We start from the raw sequence: 12,798 nt of genomic DNA, 5'->3' as shown, positions 1-12,798 counted from the left end.
CGGCCGTCCTATTCTGGTCCGTCCCTGCCTTCCGCCCGGTATTCAGAGCGTGCCTGTGTCGTACTTTTCTGAACCGGATGTGCTTCCGCAATCAGGTTTGCTCTAATCTACAAGGCGACGGGCAATCTTCGCGCGATCCAGATCCTGTTGGGGCATAGCAAGATTGAAAACACCGTGCGGTATCTCGGCGTCGACGTTGAAGATGCCCTTGAGTTAGCGGAGCGTACCGAGATTTAGGCTATCTTAGTACTGATTCCGGTTGTCCGCTTCTGCGGTTCTAGCGTGAGAAGCGGACAGTCTCCTGTCGGCCCCATATCGGACAGCGCAGCGCCGAGGCGAATGCTAGAGATCCAAATCCAGCTTTGGACATCTGAAGTGAAAACAGCACTACGGTCAGGGTTGTCTTGGCAAACTGACAAAGCTGAGATGGCCGAAATTTGCGAACAGGGCAAGGCAGGCAATGACGGGGAGCTGTCTAGCCCGCCATCGGACCTGCCGCCCAAACACTGCGCCCTCAATCTCTCGAGCAAACGCCACCAAGTCCTTGTGCTCGATGACATCAAACTTCGTCCCAGACTGCGCTGTGAGCGTATGATTGCGGTGCCGCTTAGCGATAGCGAGTATCCGCTCATCAGTTAGGGCAGGCTGCTGTTCACCCGCTGCGTAGAGCACGTCCCAGCCTCCGGGGATCTCGATGTCGACCCAGTCGCCTGGCTGCGGTGTCTTGAATTCTTCCGTCATCCCATCCACCTCGTTTCGGATACCATGATGGTGTGCTGGGAGGCGGCACGGCGCAAACGCCGGCTGAAATTCACTGCGGCACTTGAAAGGACGACGATCGATGAAAATATCAGATAGCAGGGAGGAACAGTGATGAACCCGATCGAAGCTCTCAAAGATATCTACTCGGTAGTAAGTGGCTCCAGTGATCTTATCCGGATTGCCGCAAGTGACCTTCCTGCAAACTCGGCTCGGCGGGCCGCAGAATATGCTCAAGCTGTCAGCGACATTGCTGGCGGTATTGGAACTGTGGCGCAGGGCGTTGGCAACTTTGTTGGTCAGTATGTCAGCGTCGTTAGTGACGTTTACGGTGCCGAACCTCGGAGCTGGGCGACGGGATCGATCACCGGAATGAATTTGCTCGGCAAGCACTTTGTATAACGCGATCCCGGCACCTATTATGCTGTCGGGCACAGCCCATGAGGTCGCCTGAGCGGCCGGAGAATAGCCCTGGAGAGATCCGGGGTTTTCTTTTGTCCGGCAGCAAGCACGAGCAGAAACGCCGCCGAGCTCATCAGCTCGGCGGCGCTCTTTAGAGCTTCAGTATCTGCGCTGCGCGAGATTCATGTCTCTGAGTAGACGCGCCAACCCTTCGGAATTGCCCTCTAACGTGGTAGTTTTACCATCGACCTGACGACTGATCTTCTGCGGCGGTCTCAATCTTCCTCCGAAGATCAGTCGTCAGGTCGATGGCCGCAGCCAGCCGTTCCAGCTCGCTGTCTCGATAGATCACGGAGCTTTCCTCGTCATCGAATGCCTTCGACCACTCTCCGGTCAAACGCACGCGCTCATGATGAAGGGCGGCGATCACTGCATTCTTCTCGTCTTCGTTGATATTTAGTACTGGCATCTCATCTTCCTCGTTTAGGTGCCTGACAAGATGGTGTGCGCTGGCGGAGCGTGGCGCAAACGCCGGCAGGTTTTGGACGCATGGAAAAGCCGCCTCCGGGCGGCTTGTGGGGTCAGACTGATGGATCATACCATCCGGTTTCGCGAAGCCAGCAATCACGGGATCGCAGCGTTTCCTCGTCTGCCTTCCGCGACGGGTCGCTCCGCGGAGTGAGGTAGATAGCCGCGGCCTCGGGATCGGCGGGGACTACATCAAGTGCGACGAAAGCGTACCGTGTGAGATCCTTAGCAAGTAGCCTGGCTTCCTCCTGTGTCCTGGCCGCACGCACGTATTCGCCTTGGCAGAAGATGTCGCTCCTGATCTGCAACTGCCATGGCCACCGATGGGACTCATCCGTCCACGGCATGATGTCAAAGGCTCGTTGCCGTCCGACGTATCTCGTTAGCCTGTCCTCATCAACCGGCTCCCACTCAACAATGCTCACACCACCTTTCCTATGCTTTGGTGTCTGGAGAAGATGGTGTGGGCTATCGGCGCTCGGCGCAAACGCCGGCAGGTTTCGTCTTGTCGGGAAAGTGGTGGCTGGGTAGTGTTCGGCAACTGGCGGGGGAGATATGACAAGGTTCGATTATCTAGACGGAGCGAAGCTCGTCAATCAGTTCACAATTCAACACCCTGAGAAGGGGGGCAGCGGACATCCGCTTATAAGCGCGTGCGTACCTCAAGCGGTGTATGTTGATCTGTTTGACATTGAGATCAGCCATTCAGCGGAGTGGCAGGACAAAGTCGCGGAAGCCAGCAATCCGAACTATAAACTTCGGTCGGTAATCACCGCTCGCGGAAAAATGAGAGACCGGATCACCGTCTTCAGTGTGCCTAACGGAAAGAAAGCTAGCTTCGAAGAGATCGCCGAAATCTATATTAAACCATTGGCAAAGGGTCATGTCGGCGGCAAACGTAGAGCGACGACATCCGATGGTATCTCGTTTGCCGGAGCGTCAACGGAACCAGTCCCAGAAGACGGGCTCATGGCTGAAGAGCCAGGAATGCTCATGTACTTCGACCCGGAGCGCGATCAGTGGCCCACAGGTCGAAAAGACCCATGCCTTTGCCTCGAAGCTTATGTCGACGAAACTGAATTCAATGCCTTGATCCAACGCTTTTCGATGACCTCTGCTCCGATACAGAAGGGACTACTGCGGGTGCTTGTGGAGCTGTTTGAGCACGAGGTTGATGCCTTTCTTGCAGAGCCATGGCACCGGAAAGACTATGGTATGCTTCTGAGGGGTTCGAACTTGGACGTAGCAAACGCGCGGGCGCGGGTTGAGACGGTGCAGGTTGTATTTCAGCCAGTCGTAGCCTACGTCCCTCATCACAAAATCGACGAAGACGGTGATTACGTTCCACCAACTCCCTACGAGCCCGTTAACGCGGCTACAGTACGGAAAATTGAGAAACGACTCAAAGAAATCGGCATGATCGTTACCATCGGCCTGTTCGCGATCTTTGCAATTCTGGTGCTGCCATGAGGTCGCTGAACACTCGTTACATCACTGCCTTCGCATCTATCGTATGCGCTCTCTCAATGACCACGGCCGTTGCGGCGAAGTCGATGGAATGCGAGCGATACCAGATCGGATCCGACGGCTCTAAAGCGGAGTTGTTCGTCTACACTGTCACTGCCGATCTCGACGTTGGCAGCCTGAAGATCGATCTCACCAAGCAGCCACCCGAGAACAAGACGGGCAAGTTCCCGATCCCGGTCGGCGACAATTGGAAGATAGTCTGGAAGGCACAAGATAGTCTCCGGGTGGTCGGACTGAACACCGACTACTCTGAAAATCCGTTCGACTCCCCTGTGATTATGCTCGATGTCGATTTCGCAAATGTGAGGTCGGCCTACTCGACGGCGGGCGGTCTCACAGACTTCGACGAGGTCATTAGCGATCCATGGAAGTATGAGTGCAAAAGGCTTGATTAAGCCTTTCAGATCTTTGCGCTAGTACCGCTGTCGGATGCCGTCTAGCTCGACATCTAGTCCAAGATCTTTGAAACGCTGCGGGTAGAGTATCCGTCCGATCCTGAGAACGCAGATGCCTACCTGAGCCGTTGTCTTCAGCGCGAGATTGAGTTGCATGCCATCTCCGTGGAGATAGACGGCCTCGATGTGGATGTCGCCGTTCTCCCTGCGGATGTTCGACGACATCGAGAAGCCCTTTTCATTCGGATGTGCGCCGAAGTCGATCAGGCGCTCGTAGAGGATCTCATACGCCTTCGCGACCGATGCATCGGCAGCCTGCAGTTTCTTCTCAACATTGGCCGCCGTGAATTCTCTCCTGACAGCCTTGCGATGATCATCGCTGTCGTGGCGGCGCATCCAGCGCTCCCACAGATCGACATCGCCACCAATGTAGTGCCCATAGCCAGCGTGCTCTAGACAAAGTCGGAGACATGCCTGTGCCTCGTAAAGCTGCCCGGCCATAACGGCTCCCGCCGCTGCACGATAAGCCGAATGGGCCCGGAGAAGGAATGTCATCGGGACAAACGGTTTAGGATCCCGCGCGCCTTCCAGTAGTCTTCTTAGAATGCCGTCGATTGCAATAATGTCAGAGACCTCGGCTTTCTTGCCCACGAATGTCGCGAACTGATTGTTGCGATAATCCTCCAGGTAAGATGTGAGCGTGTCATCACTCCAGTTTTCCGGCGCGCGCCCTTGCTTCTTTCCAATCATCGAATCCTCCGTCTTCTCGATCGTATACCATTAACCGTCTGCGCGTGCCCTCGTTGACTAGGTGCCAATATTCTGACACCCAGTAGTCATTGCGCTGGAATGGAGACGACTATGCCCCGCCGACTTTGGACGACCGACGACTTTCAGAAATGGTCAGCCGCCTCCGGGCTGTCGGCCCCGCAGCTTGCCGTCGTCCTCGATGTCTCAGAGCGCACTGCCAAGAGGCTCCGCGTCGGCGAGGTCGGTGTCAAAGACCACATGACCGTGCGCGCGCAAGAATGGCTGCAGCAGTCGCGGACGACGACCGGGCGCGATGCCGAATTGCTCGACAGCTTCGCCGCTCAAGCCAATTGGGCGGATCTCTGCGCCGCTTTCCCGCAAGCGCACCTGACGGCTATGCAGTCGGCAATCGCACGTGGATGGACGAGCGCGAACTCGCATGGCTTCCGGCAGCTTAGCCAACCGGAGCGGATGCGGATGCCCGCCAAGTGGGGAGACTACGAGTTGGAATGGCTCCCGGGTGTCGATCTGCCGTGGGGTGTAGAAGTCCGGGAAGACACAGAAGGGCGGCCGTATCGCGTAGCATCTGCAGAGCGGACGCTGCTCGAGATGGCGGTCAACGAAGCTATGTTCGGTGTCGACGATGTCGCCGAAGTCTACAAAGGCGCGTTTCATCTCTCAGAGACGCGTCCGGATGTCTCTTTCTTGATGACGAAGGCTCGGGAGCGCGGACAGAAAGCGGCCGAGCAGATGACTTACTACGTCCGAGCCTACCTCTGAAAGCTACCGGCGCGTTTGCGCCATGCATCGTCGACGCAAATCATCTCCTCAGATCACTACGTGATGTGGAGAGCGAAATGTCGGACACGCACACCATCGACGAACGAATAGCAGAGAAGATCAAGGCGAAGGCAAAAGCTCGCGGCTTGGACTCGGCCCAGCAGCTTCAGAAATACATTCAGGAACGCCTGTGCGTCAGGCTGTGGGCGCACGAAGAGAGCCGTACGCTGACACTGAAGGGCGGCTGCTGCTATCATTTCGCTCCCGAGTTTCTCGACCTCAACCGCGCCACCGCCGACATCGATGTCCACACCTATGAGAGGATTGGCCACGAAGAGGTGCTTGACCCCGGCGTTTGCGAATGCAAAGCAGTCGGATTGGGAGCGCTACCTGCACCGCAACCGTGTCACCGGCATGCCGCAGGACTTCGGAGCCGTCGTTGAGGAACTGAGGACGTACTTCGGCGACAAGCTGGCCCCGGACTACGCTCCGGCCTACCACTAAGCATGACAAAGCCGCCCTCATCAGGCGGCTTCTTTCTGCAAGTCTGCCGTAGTTGTAGCAAGGCTACGCAGCGCGCTCAACGATCTGTGCATCATATGACACCCGGATCCGGCCGCCGTCATTTCGATACCGCAACTGGATCGGCAGCTCGACAACGAATAGTTCATCGATTTCAGCATCAGAGAGCCGCTCTGACTTCTTTTCGGCCACGAAGTCCATGACCAACATTTCGACATCGCTGAGCGCCTTCCGAACGGCATCACGGAGCGCGATCTCTTCTCGCGTGCGCGGTGTCTGATGCGCGACAGTGATTGGATTCGCCAGGTAGCAGATGTCAGGTTGTTCCGGAGCGGTCTCAACGACGGCTGTCGGGGCAGGGGGCGCTTTCTGTTTGCGGGCAGCCATCGACTTCACCCCCCAATCCTGATCACGTTGTCGGCAATCAGCTCATCCAGCGCTGTGATGATGTCGACGGCTCTCCGGGCATCATAGAGATCCGTGATCGGCTTCTGCTCGCTCTCGATCCTGACGAAATCGCCGAAGTCCCGCGAGAACTGGTACCGTTGCTCTCCGTGTTCATCGACAAGATGATCCCAAAGCCAATCGATCTGGTCGCGGAAATCCTTCAGGTGGAGGCGATCGATCTCGATGTCTGCTTCCCGGATGCGCACTATATCGCTGCGGCGGCCGCGGAGCTTGTCGGAGAGCTGCCACATGATGGACTCGTCGTCTGGCAGGTCTTCGAGCCGGAAGCGCATGACAAGCTGCCAGAGCCTGACAATGTGCGCGATGTCGTGTTCACTTCCGAGACAGACCCAGTCCACTCGCTGTGCTGAGGGAGCCGGAGCGCGCGCCGCCCAGATGGGAAATCGTTCAATGTTGGTCGCCGTCTGCATGCATTTCCTCCTCGATTACAGGAGAATCGTGCTTGCCGGCGGCGCGTGACGCAAGTCAGCCGCCGCTCTCGTCGTCCTCGTCGACTTCATAATAGCCGTCGTAGTCATCGCGGTCGTAGCCTTCTGGCCTCCAAGCCTCATCCGGATCAATCGCTGGCGGCTGCGGAATATATGGGTCGTCGTGATCGTAGGGATCGAACATGTCCATGAGCGCCGATAGCTCGGGGTCGAGAGATCCGGGTCGGTACGGCGGTGGCCAAGTCACCGTTTTTCCGATCCTTTCAGTGATCGGATGCGGAGTTGCTGGAGCGAGTTCGGTACCCTTCCGCTTGCGGCGAACGGGCTTCGCAAAAGCCCGGAGGCGAAGGTCTCGAGCCAAAGGCTTCGCGGGTGCCCAATCCGAGGGCGGGAACCTCTTTGCATCCGCGCGGTATTCGCAATAGGCGATGATGGCATTTCGGAGATCTGACTGAACCGATGCTGTCATCGCTGAGAACGGCTTTCCGGTCTTGTCGAAGCCGGATTCGAGATGGGCAATCTGCCGCCAAATGTCCGAGTAGATGCGACCGTCGCACATGCGCAGCGCGCGGTTTGTGTTGTGTCGAATGTTCTCTAGCGCTCTGTCTGACAAAGTCTTCGACTTCGGATTCTTGCGTTTCCGAGCCAGCAAGAAATCGGTGAAATCAGGGCCTAACTTCGGCAAGGAAAGTCCGTGGTGTCTATCAAAGATCACCTTCCCGATGCGCTGAGCCATCGTCACTGGAACCGCGTTTGCGACCATAAGATTGACGACCGCTTCAGGCCAACCTTCCGCCGCACGCTTTTGCTTCTTTCGCTTGAAGTCAAAAGCTGTCGGAAAACCCTGGATTCTCGCGACCTGACCTGGAGTTAGTATGTGAGCTTCTTTGATGTCTGCTGCGCCGTCCGGGTGCCGTTGATACGCGTCTCCCGGAGCTTCGTGCCTGTTCCGTGTTATCGTCGGGCAAGGCTCGTCGATCGATATGACACCTCGCCCGCTCGGCTCCCCCGCCTTGCCCATCCAAGGCCTTGCGAAAAAGGCACCGGCCGCGAGAAGCGCTGCATCATCGTCTCGCTTGGGATCTAGAATATCGCGAACGACCATCCCCTTGGTCGCAGCAGACTTCAATTCGGCTAGCAGAAACTGATCGATTTCGCCGAGCCGACCGACGCAGAAGAGGCGTTCGCGGCGCTGGGGGACTCCGTAAAACTGAGCATCCAAAACGGCCTCTGTGAGGCCGTACCCGTGTCGCTTCCAAAGGGCTCTAGCATATTTGTACTGACTAGATTTCCCAGCCCGAGGGACATTCTCGAATACAAACCACTCTGGTCTGGCAAGGCATATGATTTGAGCGAAGTGCTGAGTAAGCTTAGCGCGATCAGTGATCTGCCGCTGGCCCGCAATTGAAAAGTCTTGACACGGAGGGCCTCCAACAATCACGTCGGGCACTTGTCGCATAGCGAGGACGGCATTGCCGACATCCCTGAGATCCATCTTGATCGCAAGCTTGCCAGAATGAACAAGGACATCATGCGGCGCGTCGCCGAGTTCGAAGCTGAGCAGGTGGGTGAGACCTGCAGCTTCGAGTCCGAGACCCATGCCGCCAACACCAGCGAACAATTCCATAAATTGCATTCGACACCTCACGACAGAATACGTGAGGTCATACCCGGGGGAGAGTTTCGAGCCCGTAAACGTGGGTGAAGTTACCCGCCGTTGAGCTTCCGGAGCGCACGCTTGATCTCGCCAGCGTAGGCTTTCTCGATGTCAGACGACTTAATAGAAGCGGAGATCGTGTCGTCCCACCGGAACATTGGCTTGTAGACAGCTTCGTCGGACATTCGAGCGAGTAGCCTCAAGCGGAAGTCGCCGTCACGCTTCGCTGCGCGCTGCCAATACCCCTTCTGCGAACCGACCTTGCCGAAGAAGATGCCGGGTTTGTTCGCGTTGTCTGCCGCCCATCTTGCCGTCGACTTGCCGGCTGCCCGGAGCTTCTCCCTCTTTGCAGCCAGCCGCGCCCGCTTCGTTTTCTCCGTTCGAGCCTGACGCGCGATTCTCTTGAGGTAGCCGCGCTTCACGTTGCCGAACGCATTCCTTTCGGTTTCCGGCGCATCGGTCAGAACGTCGAAAGGTGTAGCGCCCGGATCTCCCTTGCGCCTCGTGCCGCCGTTGATGAGATACGTCATGTACGCAGCTTGCTGGGGCTGGATCCGGATGACCGCCTCAAGGCTCTCCGGCTTAGCCTTATCGACGATGAATCCCTTTTTCGTCCACGCGGTCGGCTTCCCCTGAATGGTCTTGTCCGCGTGTGCGAGCAGCGCTTTGCGTGCGCCGAACGCAATCCCGTTGAGAAGCCCGGCCTGTGCCTGCGGCAGAACCTTTTTCTCGATCCTCGTCAGAGACTTCTCGAAGCTGCGGAGATCGAAGCTAAAAACATCGCCCTTAGCCATGCATCACCCCATCAAAAAAGAACCCCGGGCGCGCGATCAACCGCGCAGCAGCCGGCGCAGTCAGAAGGAACCAGCGGGGAATGAATCCAGCGGTAGATGAATGGTGTGCTTCGGCGGCCGTCGGCGCAAGAGAATTCATGCCCGAGTTCTCTGCGAAGGTGTCCGGCTTCGCACAAGATCCGGCAGCGACGTGGCGGCAGCCGTCAGCACGTAGAACTCCTCGAGCATCGTCTGCTGCATCACGAGTTCGCTGGCGAGCTCTTCGCGTGTGCCGGACTGTTCCGGATCGTTGACGAGATCGGATGCGAGGTCGACGAGCTGCTCGTAGCCAACCAAGTATTGAGCGATTGCCGCGCGTAGGACATGCGCAGCAACAGCTTCGTCGCCGAGGTAAGCGGAAACGGCTTGGCGCGGTGTGAGGTCGGTCTCGGTCATCACAAGCCTCCCTCCGTCAGTCGAGCGCGGATTTGGTCGAGCTGGCTGTCATAGTTTCAACGGATCGAATCTATCTGCGACTGAAACTCTGTCTGCATCGACAATAGAGCGTTCTCAACATTCGTCGCCAATGACTCTAGCTCCGTCGCAATGTCCAAAATTCGGTCGATGATCGTGTAGTCGCCGACATATTCGACGCTCTTGAAGATCGACTCCATGAGCGACAGAGACGCTGCGCGGAGCGAGTGCACGTATCCGGAGTCCGGCTGGTCGAAAATCTCGACGGCAAGGTTTCGTGAGCCGTTCTCAGGGCCGAATTGCCAACGGGTTTCGGATGTCGGGAAGATCCAACCGTAGAGACCTTTCCCGTCTTGGCACTTCTGTGCTCCGGTCGAGTCAGTGCCGAAAACGGTTTGGTGCAAAGACAACTCGTTGGTGGAGTCTGGGCCGTAGATGAAGTCGGATGCCGACCACGGGGTTGTGCCCCACGTTGCGCCCGCCTGAGCGCCGACGAAAGTCGACTGCCATAGCTTCACGTCTCGCTCACCAGTGCCACCGCCCGGCTCTGATCCCGCGCGCGTGTAGAGATCCGCGACTGCGTCTTCGAGCCACGAAACGCGCGGTGGAATGGTCTGTGGTGCTGCGGATCTGATCGTCATCGGCGGTCTCCTGGTACGAGACCATGGTCAACGATCGGGTGTGAAAGATTCGAGCGCCGGCTGAAACCGTGGGTGAATCCGGAATCCGCAACTCGTGTCGAGTTACAGCAAATTACCCTGTGCGATTTTCGATGCCTGGCGGCGGTAACGCGTCGCCATCTTGATGACTTCGGCGTATGTCGACGGGTTGGAGATGACTACGCCCGGGCGCAGTTGAGCGAGAGCGTGCCCTTTCGTCGAGTCGGGTTTTGAAAAACCTCTTCCGTTCTGCAGCTTTGCGTAATCGGAGTCTTCGGCCGCGACCGCTGCGAGAATGCGGAGAGCTTCGGCGATTTTTGGCAAGCGAGGATCATCGCCGCGCGGCGGTGGCGTAAACTTCCTCATGATAGAGCTCCCGGCTCACTACGGGAAACGCGCGAGTTGCGATTCTCAGTCGTGAAGTAATGGGGGGAGTTCGGAGTGAAATCGGTCATGCTAGTGATCTCCCGCGCGGCTGCTCGATCGTGTGGAGAAGCGTCTCGCGATCGCGTCGGTACAGGAGTCGGCCAACTGATTTCCTCTTCGCCGCAACCGCACCAAAGCCGCGGGCCTCCAAAATCCGGACTGCGTCTTCGATAAGCGCTTTGATCGGCGCTGGTATGTCACCTCCAGCAGCCTGCACTCGTGCTACGTAAACGGCCACCGCTGCGGCCAACGCAGTGTCGACATGACACGCTTCTGGCTGGGCCGCTGCACGCAGTCCTGCTCTCCAGCGCTCCGTCGCGCGTCTACCTAGATCTTTGCTCGGATCGGCTCGCCTGGGCATCTCGACCACTCCCTCTCATCACTACGATGGATCTCTCCATCACTACGTGATCTTAGGATTGCTGTCGGCGGCGCACGCTACAACAGTTATGTGAGTGCTCGTTTCAAACATCTCTTTTTAACTTAACACCATCACGGACAATAAAGTTGACGATTTTATAGGCGCTCGCCGAGTAAACCTGCCGTCCATATATTTGTCTCTGGTGGTGTTAAGTTAAAAAGAGATACGGAGATTCGAACAGACCCATTGATTCACTCTCCGCCGACACGCACCATTGTTTTACGGATGCCGGAACATCCTTCAGGTAGGTGCAAATGAATTCGAACATCACTACGACGAGCGATTGGCTTGTCGACTTCTGCCACAAGTATGACCAGAACCGCAGGTCCCGCGATGAGGTCGCGGATATGAAGTCTCGGACTAGCAAGTTCGACATTACAAATCCCTTTCATGTCCGCGCTGCCGAAGAGAAGCGGATGATCCGAGAGCGCGTGGAAGAAGGATACGTACTTCCCTTCGCTCGTGAGATTGCAGGTCGGGTCAGGCAGCCCTTCGCGGAGCGTGGACTGAGGAGTGCGGGCAGTCCTATCCTGAAGTTGTTCGTTTCCAGACTGCCCCGGAAAGGCAAGGTACGTGCATCGGATAACAAAGCCGATCTTTACGTTCCGTATTTTTCAAAACTGCTGACTCTCGACTGTGCTTACATCGAAGGCACGAAGGAGTTTCTAAGCTTCATCCGACTAGACTGTGATGCCGTTTTCACATCGGCTGAGGCATGCGTGTCGGCACTCCAGGCTCGCGTCGACACGGGTGCTATTCCGCACTTGCCGCACATCGTCGTCGGAGATGAGTTGCCGAATGGCCACTTTGCGAACCCTCACTTTCTCTTCATGCTCGAAACTGGGGCGTGGAATTCTGCCGATGCTCGCTGCCGGAAGGCTCCCATCCGCCTTTTCGAAGCTGTTTCGAGAGGACTGGCAGCGGCGCTTATCGATATCGGAGTCGATCCCAGCGCTCCGCACGCCACTCTTCGCTGCAAGAACCCCCTTTCGCCGATCTGGGTGACACTGACACCAAATTCCAGCCAGTTCATGTCTCTGAAAGAGTACGCTTCCAGGCTAAACATGAAAGCGACACGTCCTGAACTGATCCGGCATGCGGCTGAACGTCAGAGCGGCATGGGGAAGACGGCTTCAAACGAGCTCTTCAACAAGCTACTCGACTTTGGGGCCAAGCTTCTGTCTGGGTGGCACTTCGGACGCGATGAGCGCATTCAGCTTCCCGTCGATGAACTCGGCAACGCGATCTACCAGGAGATGGAATCCTATGCCGCGACATCCCGGTTGGATGAAGACCGAGCCGCATACGTAATCGAGAAAGTGGCCACCTATCTCGCAACGAGCTTCGATCCTTCGAGGCTGGAGAAGCCCAAAGCGCGCAAGCGTCTGGCCCACGTCGTCGAGAACATGACAACGGTTGAAGACAGGCAAAGAGCGGGGGCGGCATATGCGCAGGACACCCGTTACCGGAAATCCTTGGAAACCTTGAAGACAGCAATCGTCGCCTTGCAAGAGGCTGGCACGCTTGCCGGAATGTCGAAGGAGGCCATCTCGATCCGTGCCGGTGTCAGTCGCGCATTTGTGTACAAGCACCTGGATGCAGTCCTGAACGATATCGCTGCCTGACTTTGCTGTCGGCTATTGTGCAAGGCCTATTGTTGCCGCACACTATTCTCAGGATCGGGTTTTACCTGAGCACGATCTCATCGAGGGGGAGCTTCCGGCAGCTCCCCCTTTTTCGTTCGTCGCCGCGCCGTCTGATCAAACTCACGTAAAAATACCTGAGCCGATCGCACTCTGTTAACCCGCCGGCATCAATCTTGTTCGGCG

Annotated in this window: 16 protein-coding genes and 1 pseudogene; 7 read left to right on the top strand and 10 right to left on the bottom strand. The window is 57.1% G+C overall.

Going from position 1 to position 12,798, the window contains the following annotated elements; genetic code table 11:
* Window positions 1-99: 99 nt before the first annotated feature.
* Window positions 100-237: pseudogene (locus ACTJK5_RS10640) on the top strand (integrase); the annotation flags it as partial.
* Between the two features lie 156 nt (window positions 238-393).
* Here ACTJK5_RS10640 and ACTJK5_RS10635 read toward each other — a convergent pair.
* Window positions 394-741 (bottom strand): hypothetical protein, encoded by a 348-nt coding sequence (locus ACTJK5_RS10635; RefSeq protein ID WP_440612381.1) that lies wholly within the window; start codon window positions 739-741, stop codon window positions 394-396.
* 132 nt (window positions 742-873) lie between these two features.
* Between ACTJK5_RS10635 and ACTJK5_RS10630 the strand changes: the two genes are divergently transcribed.
* Entirely contained in the window at window positions 874-1,161 is a 288-nt protein-coding gene (locus ACTJK5_RS10630) for a hypothetical protein (RefSeq protein WP_440612380.1), read from the top strand.
* A 238-nt stretch (window positions 1,162-1,399) separates the two neighbouring features.
* Here ACTJK5_RS10630 and ACTJK5_RS10625 read toward each other — a convergent pair whose 3' ends face one another.
* Window positions 1,400-1,630, bottom strand: a complete 231-nt coding sequence (locus tag ACTJK5_RS10625) for a hypothetical protein (protein ID WP_440612379.1) — start codon at window positions 1,628-1,630, stop codon at window positions 1,400-1,402.
* A gap of 614 nt (window positions 1,631-2,244) precedes the next feature.
* Between ACTJK5_RS10625 and ACTJK5_RS10620 the strand changes: the two genes are divergently transcribed.
* Window positions 2,245-3,159 (top strand): hypothetical protein, encoded by a 915-nt coding sequence (locus ACTJK5_RS10620; RefSeq protein ID WP_440612378.1) that lies wholly within the window; start codon window positions 2,245-2,247, stop codon window positions 3,157-3,159.
* Between the two features lie 56 nt (window positions 3,160-3,215).
* A complete protein-coding gene (locus ACTJK5_RS10615) occupies window positions 3,216-3,611 on the top strand; it encodes a hypothetical protein (protein WP_440612377.1) in 396 nt (131 codons plus the stop codon).
* An 18-nt stretch (window positions 3,612-3,629) separates the two neighbouring features.
* Here the strand turns inward: ACTJK5_RS10615 and ACTJK5_RS10610 are convergent, their stop codons facing one another.
* On the bottom strand, window positions 3,630-4,361 hold the full coding sequence (locus ACTJK5_RS10610) for a hypothetical protein (RefSeq protein ID WP_440612376.1): 732 nt from the start codon (window positions 4,359-4,361) through the stop codon (window positions 3,630-3,632).
* Window positions 4,362-4,472: 111 nt separating this feature from the next.
* Between ACTJK5_RS10610 and ACTJK5_RS10605 the strand changes: the two genes are divergently transcribed.
* The gene (locus ACTJK5_RS10605) at window positions 4,473-5,141 is read left to right on the top strand and encodes a hypothetical protein (RefSeq protein WP_440612375.1); all 669 of its coding nucleotides are present in this window, start codon (window positions 4,473-4,475) and stop codon (window positions 5,139-5,141) included.
* Window positions 5,142-5,218: 77 nt separating this feature from the next.
* Window positions 5,219-5,584, top strand: a complete 366-nt coding sequence (locus tag ACTJK5_RS10600; RefSeq protein WP_440612374.1) for a hypothetical protein — start codon at window positions 5,219-5,221, stop codon at window positions 5,582-5,584.
* Between the two features lie 124 nt (window positions 5,585-5,708).
* On the opposite strand, the gene ACTJK5_RS10595 is transcribed toward ACTJK5_RS10600, so the two are convergent.
* The 7 genes from ACTJK5_RS10595 to ACTJK5_RS10565 form a co-directional block, all read right to left on the bottom strand.
* A complete protein-coding gene (locus ACTJK5_RS10595) occupies window positions 5,709-6,050 on the bottom strand; it encodes a hypothetical protein (protein WP_440612373.1) in 342 nt (113 codons plus the stop codon).
* 5 nt (window positions 6,051-6,055) lie between these two features.
* Window positions 6,056-6,541 carry a hypothetical protein gene (locus tag ACTJK5_RS10590; protein ID WP_440612372.1) on the bottom strand — a complete coding sequence of 162 codons (486 nt, stop codon included), beginning with the start codon at window positions 6,539-6,541 and terminating at the stop codon, window positions 6,056-6,058.
* Between the two features lie 55 nt (window positions 6,542-6,596).
* Complete coding sequence (gene dcm, locus ACTJK5_RS10585) at window positions 6,597-8,195, bottom strand: DNA (cytosine-5-)-methyltransferase (protein WP_440612371.1); 1,599 nt, start codon at window positions 8,193-8,195, stop codon at window positions 6,597-6,599.
* Between the two features lie 71 nt (window positions 8,196-8,266).
* A complete protein-coding gene (locus ACTJK5_RS10580; RefSeq protein WP_440612370.1) occupies window positions 8,267-9,010 on the bottom strand; it encodes a hypothetical protein in 744 nt (247 codons plus the stop codon).
* A gap of 135 nt (window positions 9,011-9,145) precedes the next feature.
* Window positions 9,146-9,445 (bottom strand): hypothetical protein, encoded by a 300-nt coding sequence (locus tag ACTJK5_RS10575; RefSeq protein ID WP_440612369.1) that lies wholly within the window; start codon window positions 9,443-9,445, stop codon window positions 9,146-9,148.
* Window positions 9,446-9,501: 56 nt separating this feature from the next.
* Window positions 9,502-10,104: a hypothetical protein gene (locus ACTJK5_RS10570; RefSeq protein WP_440612368.1), complete on the bottom strand. Its 603-nt coding sequence runs from the start codon at window positions 10,102-10,104 to the stop codon at window positions 9,502-9,504.
* 102 nt (window positions 10,105-10,206) lie between these two features.
* Window positions 10,207-10,488, bottom strand: a complete 282-nt coding sequence (locus tag ACTJK5_RS10565) for a hypothetical protein (protein WP_440612367.1) — start codon at window positions 10,486-10,488, stop codon at window positions 10,207-10,209.
* Between the two features lie 735 nt (window positions 10,489-11,223).
* Here ACTJK5_RS10565 and ACTJK5_RS10560 point away from each other — a divergent pair.
* Window positions 11,224-12,594, top strand: a complete 1,371-nt coding sequence (locus ACTJK5_RS10560) for a hypothetical protein (protein WP_440612366.1) — start codon at window positions 11,224-11,226, stop codon at window positions 12,592-12,594.
* Window positions 12,595-12,798 lie beyond the last annotated feature (204 nt).

Source organism: Agrobacterium sp. 22094 (genome assembly GCF_052046015.1).
In the GTDB taxonomy this organism is placed as follows: domain Bacteria; phylum Pseudomonadota; class Alphaproteobacteria; order Rhizobiales; family Rhizobiaceae; genus Agrobacterium; species Agrobacterium cavarae.
This window is presented reverse-complemented; position numbering and strand designations above follow the sequence as displayed.

Bases quoted from the DNA above. Each gene is read 5' to 3' on its own strand.
- ACTJK5_RS10570 (WP_440612368.1), bottom strand. From the start codon at position 10,104: ATGACGATCAGATCCGCAGCACCACAGACCATTCCACCGCGCGTTTCG.
- ACTJK5_RS10560 (WP_440612366.1), top strand. From the start codon at position 11,224: ATGAATTCGAACATCACTACGACGAGCGATTGGCTTGTCGACTTCTGC.
- ACTJK5_RS10595 (WP_440612373.1), bottom strand. From the start codon at position 6,050: ATGGCTGCCCGCAAACAGAAAGCGCCCCCTGCCCCGACAGCCGTCGTT.
- ACTJK5_RS10630 (WP_440612380.1), top strand. From the start codon at position 874: ATGAACCCGATCGAAGCTCTCAAAGATATCTACTCGGTAGTAAGTGGC.
- ACTJK5_RS10615 (WP_440612377.1), top strand. From the start codon at position 3,216: ATGACCACGGCCGTTGCGGCGAAGTCGATGGAATGCGAGCGATACCAG.
- ACTJK5_RS10610 (WP_440612376.1), bottom strand. From the start codon at position 4,361: ATGATTGGAAAGAAGCAAGGGCGCGCGCCGGAAAACTGGAGTGATGAC.
- ACTJK5_RS10620 (WP_440612378.1), top strand. From the start codon at position 2,245: ATGACAAGGTTCGATTATCTAGACGGAGCGAAGCTCGTCAATCAGTTC.
- dcm (WP_440612371.1), bottom strand. From the start codon at position 8,195: ATGCAATTTATGGAATTGTTCGCTGGTGTTGGCGGCATGGGTCTCGGA.
- ACTJK5_RS10590 (WP_440612372.1), bottom strand. From the start codon at position 6,541: ATGCAGACGGCGACCAACATTGAACGATTTCCCATCTGGGCGGCGCGC.
- ACTJK5_RS10605 (WP_440612375.1), top strand. From the start codon at position 4,473: ATGCCCCGCCGACTTTGGACGACCGACGACTTTCAGAAATGGTCAGCC.
- ACTJK5_RS10575 (WP_440612369.1), bottom strand. From the start codon at position 9,445: ATGACCGAGACCGACCTCACACCGCGCCAAGCCGTTTCCGCTTACCTC.
- ACTJK5_RS10600 (WP_440612374.1), top strand. From the start codon at position 5,219: ATGTCGGACACGCACACCATCGACGAACGAATAGCAGAGAAGATCAAG.
- ACTJK5_RS10625 (WP_440612379.1), bottom strand. From the start codon at position 1,630: ATGCCAGTACTAAATATCAACGAAGACGAGAAGAATGCAGTGATCGCC.
- ACTJK5_RS10635 (WP_440612381.1), bottom strand. From the start codon at position 741: ATGACGGAAGAATTCAAGACACCGCAGCCAGGCGACTGGGTCGACATC.
- ACTJK5_RS10580 (WP_440612370.1), bottom strand. From the start codon at position 9,010: ATGGCTAAGGGCGATGTTTTTAGCTTCGATCTCCGCAGCTTCGAGAAG.
- ACTJK5_RS10565 (WP_440612367.1), bottom strand. From the start codon at position 10,488: ATGAGGAAGTTTACGCCACCGCCGCGCGGCGATGATCCTCGCTTGCCA.